General features: G+C 67.2%; 14 protein-coding genes. 5 read left to right on the forward strand and 9 right to left on the reverse strand.

Annotated elements, in window-relative coordinates:
- Nucleotides 1–8: 8 nt before the first annotated feature.
- Genes EL337_RS16540 through EL337_RS16555 form a run of 4 tightly spaced genes read right to left on the reverse strand, consistent with a single transcriptional unit; the run spans nucleotide 9 to nucleotide 6258 of the window.
- Complete coding sequence (locus tag EL337_RS16540) at nucleotides 9–1511, reverse strand: aldehyde dehydrogenase family protein (protein WP_048631659.1); 1503 nt, start codon at nucleotides 1509–1511, stop codon at nucleotides 9–11.
- A 25-nt stretch (nucleotides 1512–1536) separates the two neighbouring features.
- Nucleotides 1537–2670: an aromatic ring-hydroxylating oxygenase subunit alpha gene (locus EL337_RS16545; RefSeq protein ID WP_048631660.1), complete on the reverse strand. Its 1134-nt coding sequence runs from the start codon at nucleotides 2668–2670 to the stop codon at nucleotides 1537–1539.
- Nucleotides 2667–3809: an N-methyl-L-tryptophan oxidase gene (solA, locus tag EL337_RS16550; protein ID WP_048631661.1), complete on the reverse strand. Its 1143-nt coding sequence runs from the start codon at nucleotides 3807–3809 to the stop codon at nucleotides 2667–2669. The genes EL337_RS16545 and solA overlap by 4 nt, the downstream gene beginning before the upstream one ends.
- A gap of 4 nt (nucleotides 3810–3813) precedes the next feature.
- The gene (locus EL337_RS16555) at nucleotides 3814–6258 is read right to left on the reverse strand and encodes a GcvT family protein (protein WP_197724116.1); all 2445 of its coding nucleotides are present in this window, start codon (nucleotides 6256–6258) and stop codon (nucleotides 3814–3816) included.
- Nucleotides 6259–6460: 202 nt separating this feature from the next.
- On the opposite strand from EL337_RS16555, the gene EL337_RS29065 reads away from it, so the two are divergent.
- Nucleotides 6461–7102, forward strand: coding sequence for a hypothetical protein (locus tag EL337_RS29065; protein ID WP_232786759.1), 642 nt, complete (start codon nucleotides 6461–6463; stop codon nucleotides 7100–7102).
- Here the strand turns inward: EL337_RS29065 and prcA are convergent.
- The 4 genes from prcA to dop all read right to left on the reverse strand — a co-directional run bounded on the left by prcA (nucleotide 7099) and on the right by dop (nucleotide 10562).
- A complete protein-coding gene (gene prcA / locus EL337_RS16570) occupies nucleotides 7099–7851 on the reverse strand; it encodes a proteasome subunit alpha (RefSeq protein WP_048631663.1) in 753 nt (250 codons plus the stop codon). The two genes, EL337_RS29065 and prcA, sit on opposite strands and share 4 nt — an antisense overlap.
- Entirely contained in the window at nucleotides 7848–8756 is a 909-nt protein-coding gene (prcB, locus tag EL337_RS16575) for a proteasome subunit beta (RefSeq protein ID WP_048631664.1), read from the reverse strand. The genes prcA and prcB overlap by 4 nt, the downstream gene beginning before the upstream one ends.
- Complete coding sequence (locus tag EL337_RS16580) at nucleotides 8753–8947, reverse strand: ubiquitin-like protein Pup (protein WP_048631665.1); 195 nt, start codon at nucleotides 8945–8947, stop codon at nucleotides 8753–8755. Before EL337_RS16580 ends, prcB begins: the two co-directional genes overlap by 4 nt.
- A gap of 106 nt (nucleotides 8948–9053) precedes the next feature.
- On the reverse strand, nucleotides 9054–10562 hold the full coding sequence (gene dop, locus EL337_RS16585) for a depupylase/deamidase Dop (RefSeq protein ID WP_048631666.1): 1509 nt from the start codon (nucleotides 10560–10562) through the stop codon (nucleotides 9054–9056).
- 94 nt (nucleotides 10563–10656) lie between these two features.
- Between dop and EL337_RS16590 the strand changes: the two genes are divergently transcribed.
- Genes EL337_RS16590 through EL337_RS16605 form a run of 4 tightly spaced genes read left to right on the forward strand, consistent with a single transcriptional unit; the run spans nucleotide 10657 to nucleotide 14120 of the window.
- On the forward strand, nucleotides 10657–11835 hold the full coding sequence (locus tag EL337_RS16590; RefSeq protein WP_048631667.1) for a hypothetical protein: 1179 nt from the start codon (nucleotides 10657–10659) through the stop codon (nucleotides 11833–11835).
- Between the two features lie 13 nt (nucleotides 11836–11848).
- Nucleotides 11849–12292, forward strand: a complete 444-nt coding sequence (locus EL337_RS16595; protein ID WP_048631668.1) for an RrF2 family transcriptional regulator — start codon at nucleotides 11849–11851, stop codon at nucleotides 12290–12292.
- A 30-nt stretch (nucleotides 12293–12322) separates the two neighbouring features.
- A complete protein-coding gene (locus EL337_RS16600; protein WP_048631669.1) occupies nucleotides 12323–13501 on the forward strand; it encodes a hypothetical protein in 1179 nt (392 codons plus the stop codon).
- 16 nt (nucleotides 13502–13517) lie between these two features.
- A complete protein-coding gene (locus EL337_RS16605) occupies nucleotides 13518–14120 on the forward strand; it encodes a hypothetical protein (RefSeq protein WP_048631670.1) in 603 nt (200 codons plus the stop codon).
- A gap of 10 nt (nucleotides 14121–14130) precedes the next feature.
- Here the strand turns inward: EL337_RS16605 and EL337_RS16610 are convergent, their stop codons facing one another.
- Nucleotides 14131–14463 (reverse strand): hypothetical protein, encoded by a 333-nt coding sequence (locus EL337_RS16610; RefSeq protein WP_048631671.1) that lies wholly within the window; start codon nucleotides 14461–14463, stop codon nucleotides 14131–14133.
- Nucleotides 14464–14529 lie beyond the last annotated feature (66 nt).

The raw sequence follows: 14529 nt of genomic DNA on the forward strand, positions 1-14529 counted from the left end.
GTACTGTCCTATCCCTTGAACCAGCCCGCGGCGGTGGGAGCAGTGTTATGCCAGATATGTTTGAGCTCTTGGTATTCCGCGAGTCCCGAGGGACCAAGTTCGCGGCCGTTACCCGACTTCCCGAATCCGCCCCACTCCGCCGATGCGGTGTAGTAGCCGAAGTCGTTGAGCCACACCGTGCCGTGCCGCAGTGCCCGCACCACACGTTCGCCTCGCGCCGCGTCCGATGTCCGGACGCCGGCAGCCAGACCGTATTCTGTGTCGTTGCCGAGGGCGATCGCCTCGGCTTCGGTGGTGAATCGCTCGACCGTCAGGATCGGACCGAAGGTCTCTTCCGTGACGATCTTCATCGACCGGTCACACCGGTCGAAAATCGTGGGTAGGTAGAAATATCCGTCGGCCAGTGCCGGGTCGTCGGGTCTGGCGCCGCCGGTGACCAGCTGCGCCCCCTCCGAAATGCCCAGCTGGACATAGTTTTCCACCTTGTCTCGGTGTTGCTCGGACACCAGGGGCCCGGTCTCGCTGGCCGGGTCGAACCCGTCGCCCATACTGATCGTCGCCGCGCGGGCGGCGAGTGCGGCGACGAAATCGTCGGCGATGGACTCCTCGACGATCAGCCGGGTGCCGGCCGAACAGACCTGGCCGGAGTGCAGGAACACCCCGGTCAGGACGTGGTCGACGGCTGCGTCCCACCCCGAATCCTGGTCACCCGGTGCACCGATGTCGGCGAAGACGAGGTGCGGGTTCTTGCCACCGAGCTCCAGCGCCACCTTGGTGACATGCTCGGCGGCGGTGCGGGCGATCACCCGTCCGGTGGCCAGACCGCCGGTGAACGAGATGAAGTCGACATCCGGGTTGTCCGTAAGCGCGGAACCCAGGGTCGCGCCACTGCCCTGGATCAGGTTGACCACGCCCGGTGGCACTCCCGCCTCGGCGAGCAGCCGGACGAAGGCGATGGTGGACAGCGGGGTGACCTCGCTGGGTTTGGCGACCATCGTGCATCCCGCGGCCAGCGCGGGGGCCACCTTCCACGACATCTGCAGCAGGGGGTAGTTCCACGGCGCGATCAGCACGCACACCCCGATCGGTTCCCGCACCACCCGGCTGATCACCGTGGGGTCCCCGACGTCGACCACGCGGTCGGCCTCCACCCCGATCAGTTTCGCGTAATAGCGGAAAACCGAAGTCACGTCGTCGATGTCGATCAGGCTTTCGGCCAGTGTCTTGCCGGTGTCCCGTGTTTCCAGCGAGGCCAGATCGTCTTTGTCGCGTTGCAGCAGGTCGGCGATGCGATCCAGCACAGCCGCGCGGTCTGTGACCGGGGTGGCGCGCCATGTCCCGTCGTCGAAGGCCGCCCTGGCTGCCGCGACGGCGGCACGCGCGTCCTCGGGCGTGGCCTCGTCGACGACGCCGGCGATACTGCCGTGAGCAGGATTGACGATGTCGCGGGTGCCTCCGTCTGAGGCGTGACGCCACGTTCCGCCGATGTAGAGATCGGGTTCGCCGTCCATGGCCTCTGCGCCCCTCTCGTCTCGCCTACACCGCTACCGCCAGCCGGGACACTACCCAGTCATGGAAGTCCGCGATGTGGTGTTCGGCGGGAACGAGGACTCCGCCGCTGCGGTACGCGCGCGACGACATCGCGGGCTGAGTGCGTTCACAGGCCTCGAAATCCTGCATGTTGACCCGATGGAACAGCTCCACGGAGCGGGACACGTCACTGGAGGCGCCGAGCACCTCACCGGTGTAGAGCCAATCGCACTCGACCACTGTGCGATCCGCCGCCAGCGGATACATACGGTGGAAGATCACGTGATCAGGCACCAGATTGACGAACACCGTCGGTTTCACCGTGATCGCGTAGTAGCGCCGGTCCTGCTCGTGTGTGATTCCCGGTAACCGGTCGAACCCGGCGCTGCCGTCGACTGTGAATCCGGCGACCTCGGACCCGAATTCTGCGCCGCGGCCGATGTTGGCCTGGGCTGCCACCCCGCGCGCGAACTCCGGCACCACATCCACCAGTTCGGGATGGATGGAGCTGCAGTGGTAGCACTCCATGAAGTTCTCGACGATCAGCTTCCAGTTCGCCGCGACGTCGTAGACCACCCGGTGACCGACGTCCAGGCCGCCGATGCCGTACCGGTTGATGGTGTCGGCGTCACCGAGCGTCCTGGTGGCCTCGGCGATCACGTCCTCGAACGGGGGCGGGGTGTCGGACAGGCACACCCAGGCGTAGCCGAGCCACTCGGTGAGCGCGACCGGCACGAGTCCGTACTGATACCGGTCGATTGCGGCGCCGGCATCGTCGGTCAGTGTCCCGATGTTGGGGGCCGCCACCAGCTTGCCGTCCAGCGCATAGGTCCAGGAGTGGTAGGGACAGCGCAGCGTCCGCTTCACCTCACCCTCGGACTCGGTGCACAACTGGGCGCCCCGGTGCCTGCAGATGTTCAGGAACGCCCGCAGCAGTCCGTCACGCCCCCGGACCAGCAGCACGCTCTCACGCCCCACCTGCACCTTCTTGAATTTCCCGGCGAGCGCGAGGTCCGAGGAGCGCACCGCGCAGAACCATGTGTTCTCGAAGATGCGTTCCTGCTCGGCGGCGAACACCTCGGGGCTGGTGTAGTACCGGCCGCTCAGCGTCGGCAACAGGGCGGGGAGATTTCCGGTCATGTCGTCACCAATCGGCGAGGGTCGAACAGCGAGATCGGATGCGACGTCGCACCGGAGGTGGCCAGGTCGGCGAGGATCTCCCCCACCACGGGCACGAACTTGAAGCCGTGCCCCGAGAAGCCGCACGCCACAGTCACATTCGTACTGTCAGGATGGCGCGCGATCACGAAGTGCTGGTCGGGGGTGTTGGAGTACATGCACGTCGCCGTGTCCAGGCAGGGACCGTCGAGGGCGGGCAGCAGTTCCGCGGTGCGCTCCCGCATCTCGAGGATCTCCTGCTCGTACACCGTGCGGTCGATCGTCTCCGGCGTGCACTCGACGCCCTTGCGGAAGAACGCGACCTTGACACCACCCCGCGGACCGTCGATGGCCGGGAACCCGTAGATCTGCATACCGTCGGAGTTCTCGTCGATGAAGATCGGATGATCCACGAACGACTCGGTGCCGCCGACGGGGTCGAGCCAGTACAGCACCTGGCGTTCGACGGTGATCGGGATCCCGAAGTCCGCAAGCAGTTGCGGCGCCCACGCACCCGGACAGATGACGGCCTGGCCCGCGGTGTAGGTGCCTGCGTTCGTGCGCACGGTGACGCCGCCGGAATTCTCCGACCATTCCAGCACCTCCTCACCGAACTGCAGTGTGGCTCCTGCTTTCTCGGCAAGGTCGAGGTGGGCCTGCACGGTCAGCTCGGGTCTGGCGAAACCCGCTTTGGCCTCGTAGAGCGCGACGTCGCCCGGCTTGGGCGTGAAGTTGGGGAAGCGCGACCGGATTTCGTGCTCGTCGAGAAGGTCGTGCGGCAGGTCCCATTCCCGACTCGCCCGCAGGCTGCCTGCGACGGTGAGGCAGTCCGGCGGCCCGATGAACAGCCCGCCGGTCATCCGATAGACCTCGCGGCCACTGTCGGCCGCCAACCGGTCCCACAGCTCGTATGCGCGCAGCAGTAGCGGCACATACGCGGGGTCCTCGAAGTAGGACTGCCGGATGATGCGCGAGCCACCGTGGCTGGACCCCCTGTCGTGGGCGGGGGTGAACTTCTCCAGACCCAGTACGCGCTGGCCGCGCGCGGCGAGGTGGTAGGCCGCGGCGCTGCCCATGCCGCCGAGCCCGATCACGATGACATCGAAGGTCTGCGAGGTCATTTCGTCACCTCCGAATCCGGGTCATCTCGGGATCGACCACCGGCTCGGCGTGCACCGTCGCGGTGTGCGTGGCGCCGCGGTAGGCCACGTCGACGGCACGACCGACGTCGATGTGTGCAGGCAACCAGGCGTAGGCGATGGTGCGGCCGATGGTGGCGGAGTAACCGGCGCTGGTGACGTAGCCGACGCAGACGCCGTCGACGGACACCGGCTCCTTGCCGAGCACGGCCGCGTCGGGGTCGTCGAACACGATGCTGCGCAGTACCGACGTCGGCGCTGCGGCCTGCTCGAGGGCCGCTTTACCGACGAAGTCGCATTCCTTGGCCATCCGCACGGCGAATTCCAGACCAGCTGCGGCGGGCAGATGCTCGGCCGTCATGTCCGTGCCCCAGCTGCGGTAGGCCTTTTCGATGCGCAGGCTGTTGAACGCGATCCGGCCTGCCGGGATGATCCCGTACGCGGCACCGGCGTCGGCGACCAGATCCCACAGTGCGGAGCCGTATTCGGCGCTGGTGTAGATCTCCCAGCCGAGCTCCCCGACGTAGGAAACCCGCATCATCGTGACCGGGATGGCGTCCAGATGGGTGTGGATCGCCCGGAAGTACTTGAACGCCTCGTGGGACAGGTCGTCGGGGCACAGCGGTGCGAGGACGGCGCGGGCGTGCGGCCCCCACACCCCGAGGCAGCAGGTGCCGCCGGTGATATCGCGCATCACCACGTCGGCGGGTTTGTGCCGGGTGAGCCAGTCGAAGTCCATCGGCGAGTTCGCACCGACCTGGAAGGTGTCGGGGGCCAGTCGTGCCACCGTGAGATCGCTGCGGACTCCCCCGGTGTCGTCGAGCAGCAGCGTGTAGGTGACCGACCCGACGCTCTTGTCCACGTTGTTGGTCGTCATGCGCTGCAGGAATGCGGCGGCCCCCGGACCGGCCACTTCGTAGCGGGTCAGCGGCGTCATGTCGTACATCGCGATGTGCTCACGGGTCCAGCGCGCTTCGGCGATCGAGATCGGCGACCAGAACTGCGACGCCCACTCGTCACGCTGCGGAACGGCCAGCCCGTCGTCGAACAACTGTTGCGCCAGTGCGGCATTGGACTCGAACCAGGCCGGCCGCTCCCAACCGCCGCCTTCGAAGAAGTACGCGCCGAGCTCGGTCTGACGGGAATGGAACGGGCTGGTCCGCAGACCCCGCAGCGCGGTGCGGTATTGATGCGGGTGGATGACGTCGTAGACCTCGACGAAGGCCTGCGAGCTGGTCTGCATGATGAACCTGGGGCTGCGCGCCACGTCTTCGAAGCGGTACAGGTCGCACTCGTGGGTGTCGATCGACGGGGTGCCGTCGATGATCCACTCCGCGGTGGCTCTGGCCACCCCGGCCGAATGAGTGACCCACACAGCCTCGGCAACCCAGAATCCCGCCAGCTCCCGATGCTCGCCCATGATCGACATGCCGTCGGGGGTGAACGAGAAGATGCCGTTGAAAGCTTCTTCGACCTTCGAATCCTCCAGCGCCGGAATCAGATCGACGGCCGCCCGCCACGCGGGTGCGAAGTCCTCGTCGGTGAACGGCAGCATCGACGGCATCGCCTCATCGGCGGTGTCGGACAACAGCGTGCTCATGTCGACGGGCATCGGCCGGTGGCTGTAGGAGCCGATGCCCAGCCTGTCCACATGCTCGCGGAAGTAGAGGTCCTGATCCTGGTGACGCAGGATCGGCAGGCCGGCTTCGGCGAGATCGCTGTTGCGCCCGACGAGCTCGGCGATCTGTCCGGTGCGGGCGTACTGATGAGCCATCGGCACCAAGGGCAGGACGAGCCCCACCTGCCGGGCCAGCTGGGCGCCCCAGAACCCCGCGGCGCACACCACGACGTCGGCGTCGATGACACCGTCGGTGGTGCGTACGCCGGTGACCCGGCGACCGTTGTCGACGATGCCCAGCACCTCGGTGTGGGGGCGCAGGGTGGCGCCCCTGGCCTCGGCGCGGCGCGCCTGGGCCTCGGCCGCGCGCAGCGCCTTGGCGAGGCCGTCGGCCGGGGTGTGGAAGCCGCCGAGAACGCGGTCCCGATCGATCAACGGGTGCAGTGCGAGGCATTCGTCCGGGGTGAGCAGACGCCCCTCGATCCCCCATGACTGCGCCCAGCCCGCCTTGCGGTGCAGATCGGCCAGGCGCGTCGGGGTGGTGGCGACCTCAAGGCCGCCGACCGGGTTGAACGCCCACCCGTGCGGATGCTCGAGCGCGCTGAACTTTTCCACGGTGTATCTGGCGAAGGCGGTCATCGTCTTGGACGGGTTGGTCTGGAATACCAGGCCGGGCGCGTGCGAGGTGGAGCCACCGGTGGCGAACAGCGGCCCACGGTCGACGACGGTGACGTCGGTCCAGCCTCGCGCGGTCAGTTCGTCGGCCAACGACGTGCCGACGATTCCGGCACCGATCACGACGACTTTGGGCATGCCTCGACCGCTTTCCATCTGCACGGGTCTGTGGAGGTTCAGTTCAGTTGAGTTGCGTAATACGCAACGTGATGCGTTATACGCAACAAATCATCCCCCTTGGTCGAGCCCCGCGCAAGACGGACACGCTGCGAACACGCTGTGAGTGTCGGACAGGGACCGAATACTCGGGAGCAGGACGGCAGAACGAAGGAAGGCGCCCATGGCTGACGACGAGACGGACGTAGAGAGCCACGTCGATTCTGAGACGTCATCACATGACGACATGTCAACTCATGATGACGCGTCGGAGACGCCACGTTGTCCACCCACACCCTGGTGGCAGGACCACCCGGACATCAAGGCGCTCAGGGACCGTGTGGAGGCAGAGTTCGGCGGCGGGTCAGACGGTGACGCGGACATCGGGGACGTCGGCGATGTGGACGATGTTGGCGATATCGGGGACGTTGGCAATGTGGGCGACGTCAGGGAGTGTGGCACGTCATCGATCGATGACACGTCAACACATGATGACGCGTCAGGAACACCGGTCATCCGCCCCAAGCCCTGGTGGCAGGACCACCCGGAGATCAAAGCCATGGTCGCGAGCAGCAATGCCGATATCGAGCGCCGACCCGAGCGTCCTCCCATCGACCACCCCGACGCAATCCTGCGCGATGTCCTCAGCGGCACCAGTGTCCGTGAACTCCGCGATGCGAAAGACGATCTCGCACGCGCCAAGTCACGCTACGACGACGCGGTCTGCACAGCGCGCAGACTCGGGCTGTCGTGGGGGCGGATCGGCTCAGTTCTCGGCGTCAGCCGCCAGCAGCTGCACCGGCGTTACCATCGCGCGGTCGATTAAGAATCGACCGCCGAGGTATCCGTCGACTCGACGCTGTCACTCGGATCAGCCTGCGGCAGCAGCGCTTCCAGCGCGGAACCGGTGATCCGGCGGAATGCCCGCCGAGGCCGGTTGGCGTCGAGGATGGCGACCTCGAGCGTCTCGGGTCCGAGCACACGGGGTTCGGCGCCGTTGGCGCCCGAACTGAGCGCCCCGACCGCGATGGACACCGCGTCGGCCAAACTCGCGTTCTCCGTGTAGGACTCGTTGAGCGCCGAGGCAATGGGCTCGGTGGTTCCACCCATCACCACGAAATGCGGCTCGTCGGCGATCGACCCGTCGTAGGTGATGCGGTACAGCTCGGGGGCCTTGGTCTCGCCGAAATGCGCTACCTCGGCCACACAGAGTTCCACCTCGTACGGCTTGGCCTGCTCGGTGAAGATCGTGCCGAGCGTCTGCGCGTACACGTTCGCCAGCTGGCGTCCGGTGACGTCCCGGCGGGAGTACGCATAGCCCTGGGTGTCGGCGAAGCGGATGCCGCCGCTGCGCAGGTTGTTGAACTCATTGAACCGGCCCACGGCGGCGAAGCCGATCCGGTCGTAGAGCTCACTGACCTTCTGCAGTGACCGCGACGGATTCTCCGCCACGAACAGCACGCCGTCGGCGTACGCCAGCGCGACCACGCTGCGGCCACGGGCGATGCCCTTGCGCGCGAGCTCGGAACGCTCACGCATCGCCTGTTCAGGCGAGATGAAATACGGGAAGCTCACGAATCTGTACCTCGCGGCGCATGCGCGTCAGGGCCGAATGTGTCGGCGCGGGAACGGCTCTGGATGACTTCTCGGGCCAGCTCGGCAATACGGTCCTGGCTGACCTCTTCGGCGCCGTCGGCACCCACGATGACCGCGGTCGGGAAGATGCCGCGCACCACGTCGGGCCCACCGGTGGCGGAGTCGTCGTCCGCCGCGTCGTAGAGCGCCTCGATGGCCACCCGCAACGCCGACTCGGCATCGGTGACCTGGTGGTAGAGCTTCTTCATCGACGACTTCGCGAAGATCGACCCCGAACCCACCGACTGGTAGCCCTCTTCCTCGAGGTTGTGCCCGCCTGCGGCGTCGAAGCTCACGATGCGGCCGGCGCCGTCCGGATTGGGATCATCGAGGTCGTAACCGGCCAGCAGGGGCAGCGCAATGAAGCCCTGCAGGGCCGCCCCGAGATTGCCGCGCACCATGGTCGCCAGCCTGTTCACCTTGCCCGGGAACGTCAGCGCCACGCCTTCGAGCTTCTCGTAGTGCTCAAGTTCGACCGCATACAACCGGGCGAACTCCACGGCGATCGCCGCTGTCCCGGCAATACCCGTCACCGTGTAGTCGTCGGTGATGTAGACCTTCTGCACATCCCGGCTGGCGATCATGTGGCCCTGGGTGGCGCGGCGATCACCGGCCATCACCACACCGCCCGGGTACTTGAGCGCCACGATCGTGGTGCCGTGCGGCACCGCGTCCGTTGGCAGCGTGCCGGTGCCGCCGGGCAACAGGTGAGGCGCCTGGTGGCGGAGGAAGTCGGAGAACGACGACAGGTTCACGCCGCCGTGTGACAGGCCGTGTGGCAAAGAGTTAAGCGCTCCGGGTACCGGGGACGGAAAAGCCGACTGTTCGCGGTGCGGCCAGGTCACTGGCCGCCCTTCTGGACGTATGCACGCACGAAGTCCTCGGCGTTCTCTTCCAGGACGTCATCGATCTCGTCGAGGAGATCGTCGGTCTCGTCCGTCAGCTTCTCGCGGCGCTCCTGCCCGGCGGCCGTGCTGCCGGTGAGGTCGTCGTCATCGCCGCCTCCGCCGCCACGCTTGGTCTGCTCCTGAGCCATCGCTGCCTCCTGCGTCAGTTCTCTCGCCCGATGCGGGCGCCGACCCGCTGCCCGTCGGGTGTCTCCACACTACCGGTCGCGTCCGGGATTGCCGGGGATAGCTCGATCAGGTCGTCAGTTGCTCAACGAGTTCGGCGGCGCTGTCGACGGAGTCGAGCAATGCGCCGACGTGGGCCTTGCTGCCCCGCAGCGGCTCGAGCGTCGGAATGCGCACCAGCGAATCGCCACCGAGGTCGAAGATCACCGAGTCCCAGCTGGCGGCGGCGATGTCGGCGCCGAACCGCCGTAGGCACTCGCCCCGGAAGTACGCCCGGGTGTCGGTGGGCGGGTTGTCCACGGCGTCGAGAACCTGCTGTTCGGTGACCAGACGCTTCATCGAACCGCGGGCGACCAGCCGGTTGTAGAGGCCCTTGTCGAGCCGCACATCGGAGTACTGCAGGTCGACCAGGTGCAACCGTGGCGCGTTCCAGCCCAGGTTCTCGCGACTGCGGAAACCCTCGAGCAGACGGAGCTTCGCCGGCCAGTCGAGCAGGTCGGCGCACTCCATCGGATCGCGTTCGAGCAGATCGAGCACATGCGCCCACGTCTCGATCACGTGGGACGCGCGCGGGTCGGGGTCGCGGCTGTCGACGAGCTTGGCCACCCGATCCAGATAGATCCGTTGCAAGGCCAGCCCGGTCAGCTCGCGGCCGTCGGCCAGGGCGACAGTGGCACGCAGCGACGGATCACGGCTGATGACGTGCACGGCGTGCACCGGCCGCGCCAGCGCGAGGTCGGACAGGTCGATCCCGATCTGGGGACCTTCCTCGATCAGGTCGAGGACCAGCGAGGCGGTCCCCACCTTGAGGTAGGTCGATGTCTCGGCGAGGTTGGCGTCGCCGATGATGACGTGCAGCCGCCGGTACTTGTCCGCATCGGCGTGCGGCTCGTCGCGGGTGTTGATGATGCCGCGCTTGAGCGTGGTCTCCAGCCCGACCTCGACCTCGATGTAGTCGGCGCGCTGGGACAGCTGGAATCCGGGTTCATCACCGGACGGGCCGATGCCGACGCGCCCGGATCCGGTGATCACCTGTCGTGACACGAAGAACGGGGTGAGCCCCGAGATGACCGCCGAGAACGGGGTGTGGCGTGACATCAGGTAGTTCTCGTGGGACCCGTACGACGCGCCCTTGCCGTCGACGTTGTTCTTGTACAGCTGGAGCTTGGCCGCCCCAGGCACGCTGGCGACATGGCGGGCCGCGGCCTCCATCACCCGCTCGCCGGCCTTGTCCCAGATCACCGCGTCCATGGGGTCGGTGCATTCCGGTGCCGAGTACTCGGGGTGGGCGTGGTCGACGTACAGGCGGGCCCCGTTGGTCAGGATCATGTTGGCGGCACCGACCTCGTCGGCGTCGACGATGGGTGGTGGCCCCGACGCGCGGCTGAGATCGAATCCGCGGGCGTCGCGCAGCGGCGACTCCACCTCGTAGTCCCACCGGGTGCGCTTGGCACGTTGAAGGCCTGCGGCCGCCGCATACGCCAGCACGGCCTGGGTCGAGGTCAAGATCGGATTCGCGGTCGGGTCGGACGGCGAAGAAATGCCGTACTCGACCTCCGTTCCGATGATCCGTTGCATGCAGGCCAGCGTAGAGGTCGCCGATGACGCCGAGCTCACGAGGCTGTGGCGATCAGCCGCGGCGGCCTGGTTGTCGTGGTGAGATCGATCCGCCATGAACGCGAAGACCGAAGCCCGCGTTGCGGCCGAACGCTGGTTTCTGCAGCACGGCCTGCCCGCCGTGTTGCGTCCCGGCGTGCTCGTGCAGCGGGTGTGGACGCGGTCGGCGCCTGCACTGGCGGCGCTGGCCGTCATGATGACGTTCTCCATGCTCGTCGTGCTCGTCACCGGCAAGTACACGATCGACATCGACGGCACACCCACCCGCACGGAGTGGTTCGTGCTCGGCGTCGTCGTCCTGGTGCTACCGCTGGCCGCGATCGTGGGGTGGCTGGTGTCGCGCATCAACGACCTGCGCGTCCTGCGAACCGTCTCGGCGGCGTCCCTCGGCATCGCCACGCTCGGAGGCTTCTATGCCGGCCCGAGCGCCAGGATCGCCATCGATCTCATCACCGAGATGGTCATCGTCGTCCTGATCTTCGTCGGTACCGCGTCGGGCGTCGGCGCCGTCCTCGGCTGGGCGGTGCGGATGACGCTGGGCAATCTCGCGTCGGTCGGCAACATGCTGCTCGGGGCGCTCCCGGTCATGCTGCTGACGGTCCTGGTGTTCTTCAACGGGCCGGTGTGGACGATGGCGGCCACCATCAGCCGCCCGCGATTGTGGTTGGCACTGCTTTTCCTGTTGCTGATCGCGGTGGCCTTCCTGGTGTCGAGCACGCTGGGCCGGGTGCGACCCATCCTGCGTCCGGACGCCAAGCAGCCGCAGGACGCCGCCGCGCTGGTCGGGACGCCGTTCGAGAACATGCCCGACCGGCCCCGTCGCGTGCCCCTGTCGAAGTACGAACGGGTGAACGTGGTCTTCGTCCTCGCCATGTCGCAGATCGTGCAGGTGCTGACGGTCGCGATCGTCACCGGCCTGTTGTTCTTCGTGTTCGGACTGATCCTCGTGAGTCCGGATCTGTTGGCCGCGTTGACCGACGGCGGCGCCTCCGACGGCCAGTTCCTCGGGATGACGCTGCCGGTCCCCCAGGCGCTGATCCACGTGACGATGTTCCTGACCGCGCTGACGTTCATGTATCTCGCGGCGCGCGCCGTCGGCGACAAGGAGTACCGGTCCCAGTTCCTCGATCCGTTGATCGAGGACCTCCGGCTGACCCTGGTGGCCCGCGATCGGTACCGGACGCTGACGGCGGACAGCCAGCCCCCTAAATTGCCTACGGCTGATGCGCAATAAGTAACGTGGGGGCGTGCAACTGACCCGCTTCACCGACCTCGGGCTGCGGGCGATGATGCTGCTGAGCGCAGGCGAGTCCGACGGACGCCGGGTCACCACCGGGCACATCGCGGTCGGGGCGGGTGCTTCCGAGAATCACATCGCCAAGGCGGTGTCCCGTCTGGTGGGGCTCGGACTGGTCGAGGCTCGCCGGGGCCGGGTCGGCGGATTGACGCTCACAGAGGCGGGCCGGACGGCGTCGGTCGGATGGCTGGTCCGCGAACTCGAAGGCGATCGCGAGGTGATCGACTGCCACGGCGCCAGCCCGTGCCCGTTGCTCGCAGGCTGCCGGCTGCGCCACGCGCTGGCGAGGGCCAGGGAGGCGTTCTACGCCGAGCTCGACCGGTACAGCGTCGCTGATCTGGCGCGCAGCCCGGCGCTCACGCTCATCCAGGTGGCACCTCCTCCGGCGCGCTGACCGGCCGATGCGCTCGCGGACGCGCACAATATGCCGGTGACCGAAGTCCGGCGGGTTCACGAGTGGTTTCTGCACCGCGGGTTGCCGTTGGTGCTCACCCGGCGGGTGCGGGCTCGCAAGCTGGTCCAGCGCTCCGCCCCCATGGTCAGCACAGTCGGCGCCCTGACAGCAGTCACCATGCTGCTGGCCGACCTGACCGGCGAATCCCCCGATTACGGGTACGCGGTGCGGCTCGGGGTCATTGCGGTGGTCCTGGTTGCCGCGCCGTTTGTGCTGGAGGTGCTGCACCGCCTCGGCACCCGCATCGGTGAGGCGCTGCGCCGATGGGCCGCCGTCCTCGTAATGGGCATCTTCGTCGTGATCATGCCTCTGACGGTCAGCGGATGGTCCACCGCGGCCGCCGCGGAGGCGCCCGTCTTCGTCCTGATCTCGCTGGCCGCGATCTGGATGACCTACCTCGGCGTCGGTTCGATCGTGCTGTGGGCCTTCCGATTCGCCTGGGTGCAGCTCGGGGCGCTCGGGACCCTGATGAGCCGGGCGCTACCCCTGCTGATGTTGACCGTCGTCGTGTACTTCACCGGCGAACTGTGGCAGCTGTCGGCACGGATGTCACGCGAAAGACTCTGGCAGACAATCGGATTCCTCAGCGTGGTGGCCGTGGCGTTCATGATCGCGACGATCCGGGACGAAGTCGGGGCCCTGCGCCGCGACCGGTCGTCTCACGACGATCCGCTGGCGCTGCTCGCGGGCACACCGCTGGAATCCGTGCGCACCGACCCGGCGGCGCGCACGCCACTGTCGCGCGCCGAGCAGGCGAACGTGGTTGCCGTCATGGTGGTTGCCCAGGCCATCCAGGTGGTGCTCTTCACCACAGGGCTGTTCGCGTTCTTCCTCACACTCGGTGTCATCGCGATCCCCGATGACGTGACAGTGCTCTGGTCCAGTGAGCAGACCTGCGCGGTCGGCGAACCACCCTGCGCGGGAACCTGGTTCGGCGTTCACATCCCGATACCTCAGACCATGGTGCACACGTCGTTGTTCGTGGCGGTGCTCTCCGGGCTGTACTTCACCGTCAGCACCAGCGTCGACCCGCTCTATCGGCAGCGGTTCTTCGAACCGCTGATCGCCGATGTCGCGGTCAGCCTGGCCGGCCGCGACGCCTATCTGGCGATGGAGCGCCGCCAAACCCGGTCAGCGGTGCCGGGATAACCGCTAGATTCACGAGGTGAACACCGTGTTCGGCCAACGCTACGGCGAGGTCCTGCTCGTGCACGCGACCGAGTCGGGACCGCAGGCGACCGTCTACAACACCTATCCGCTCAACGACTGCCCCGCCGACCTGTGGTCGAGGCTCGATGCGCCAAGCATCGCCGCCGAGCATCAGGCCGTGGCCGCCCTCCTCAACGGTCCCCGCTACTGGCTGATGAGCCATATCGAGAAGCCGGGCGGCACCGAGCAGGAGCGCCAGACCTTCGGCGGGCTGGAGATGTTGCGGCAAGCCACCGTCGCCCTGTCGTCGATGAACCCGGCGCCGTACTCGGTCAACGAGGTCGACCGCAGGGCAGTCTTCGTCTACGACGCCGGATCCCCTGTCTTCGAGTTGGTGGACGGGCAAGGACAGCACTGGGTCATGCAGACCTACAGCCAGACCGTCGACCCGTCGCTGACACTCGACGACCTCGCGGGGCTGGCCGCCCGGCTCACCCTGCCCGAGGGCTGGAGATATCAGACCCGCACGCTGGATGACACCCTGCGCGTGGACACGTCGACGCGCAAAGCCAGTGTGCTACAAGACGATCTGGCCAACAGCTACTCGCTGGTGGACTGAGAGACGGCGCTCAGCAGCCGCCGGGCCGTGCCACCTCGAGCTGAGGGGGCGTGCCCGCCGACACCTCTTCGCCCGCCGACGGCGACTGCGCGCAGACCTCCCAGTTGGTCAGGTTGATCTGCTCGAAGGGCGGCCCCTCCGCGGTGGACGTTTCCGGCACCAGAGCGCCGTCGGTGGCGGCAACCACCGCATCCCATGCGCTCTGCAGGACCTCGCCCTCCACGTTGGGCATCTCCCAGTTGTCGGCGGCTGCCGGTCCGGCGGCGCCGATAGCTCCAGCGACGAGTAGACATGCGGCGCCGACGATGGCCGTGGCGTCGTGCTTCCTACGGCGTTCTTTCATTCCGCTCTCCCTGACGAACTGACCGGGGTGCACGAAAAGTACGCCCGGCGCGTTACGTCAGGACGA

Source organism: Mycolicibacterium aurum, assembly GCF_900637195.1.
Classification (GTDB): domain Bacteria; phylum Actinomycetota; class Actinomycetes; order Mycobacteriales; family Mycobacteriaceae; genus Mycobacterium; species Mycobacterium aurum.

What these genes read in the sequence shown, in the direction of transcription:
- EL337_RS16540 (WP_048631659.1), bottom strand. Translation starts at nt 1,511, where the DNA reads ATGGACGGCGAACCCGATCTCTACATCGGCGGAACGTGGCGTCACGCC.
- EL337_RS16545 (WP_048631660.1), bottom strand. Translation starts at nt 2,670, where the DNA reads ATGACCGGAAATCTCCCCGCCCTGTTGCCGACGCTGAGCGGCCGGTAC.
- solA (WP_048631661.1), bottom strand. Translation starts at nt 3,809, where the DNA reads ATGACCTCGCAGACCTTCGATGTCATCGTGATCGGGCTCGGCGGCATG.
- EL337_RS16555 (WP_197724116.1), bottom strand. Translation starts at nt 6,258, where the DNA reads ATGCCCAAAGTCGTCGTGATCGGTGCCGGAATCGTCGGCACGTCGTTG.
- EL337_RS29065 (WP_232786759.1), top strand. Translation starts at nt 6,461, where the DNA reads ATGGCTGACGACGAGACGGACGTAGAGAGCCACGTCGATTCTGAGACG.
- EL337_RS16580 (WP_048631665.1), bottom strand. Translation starts at nt 8,947, where the DNA reads ATGGCTCAGGAGCAGACCAAGCGTGGCGGCGGAGGCGGCGATGACGAC.
- dop (WP_048631666.1), bottom strand. Translation starts at nt 10,562, where the DNA reads ATGCAACGGATCATCGGAACGGAGGTCGAGTACGGCATTTCTTCGCCG.
- EL337_RS16590 (WP_048631667.1), top strand. Translation starts at nt 10,657, where the DNA reads ATGAACGCGAAGACCGAAGCCCGCGTTGCGGCCGAACGCTGGTTTCTG.
- EL337_RS16600 (WP_048631669.1), top strand. Translation starts at nt 12,323, where the DNA reads ATGCCGGTGACCGAAGTCCGGCGGGTTCACGAGTGGTTTCTGCACCGC.
- EL337_RS16610 (WP_048631671.1), bottom strand. Translation starts at nt 14,463, where the DNA reads ATGAAAGAACGCCGTAGGAAGCACGACGCCACGGCCATCGTCGGCGCC.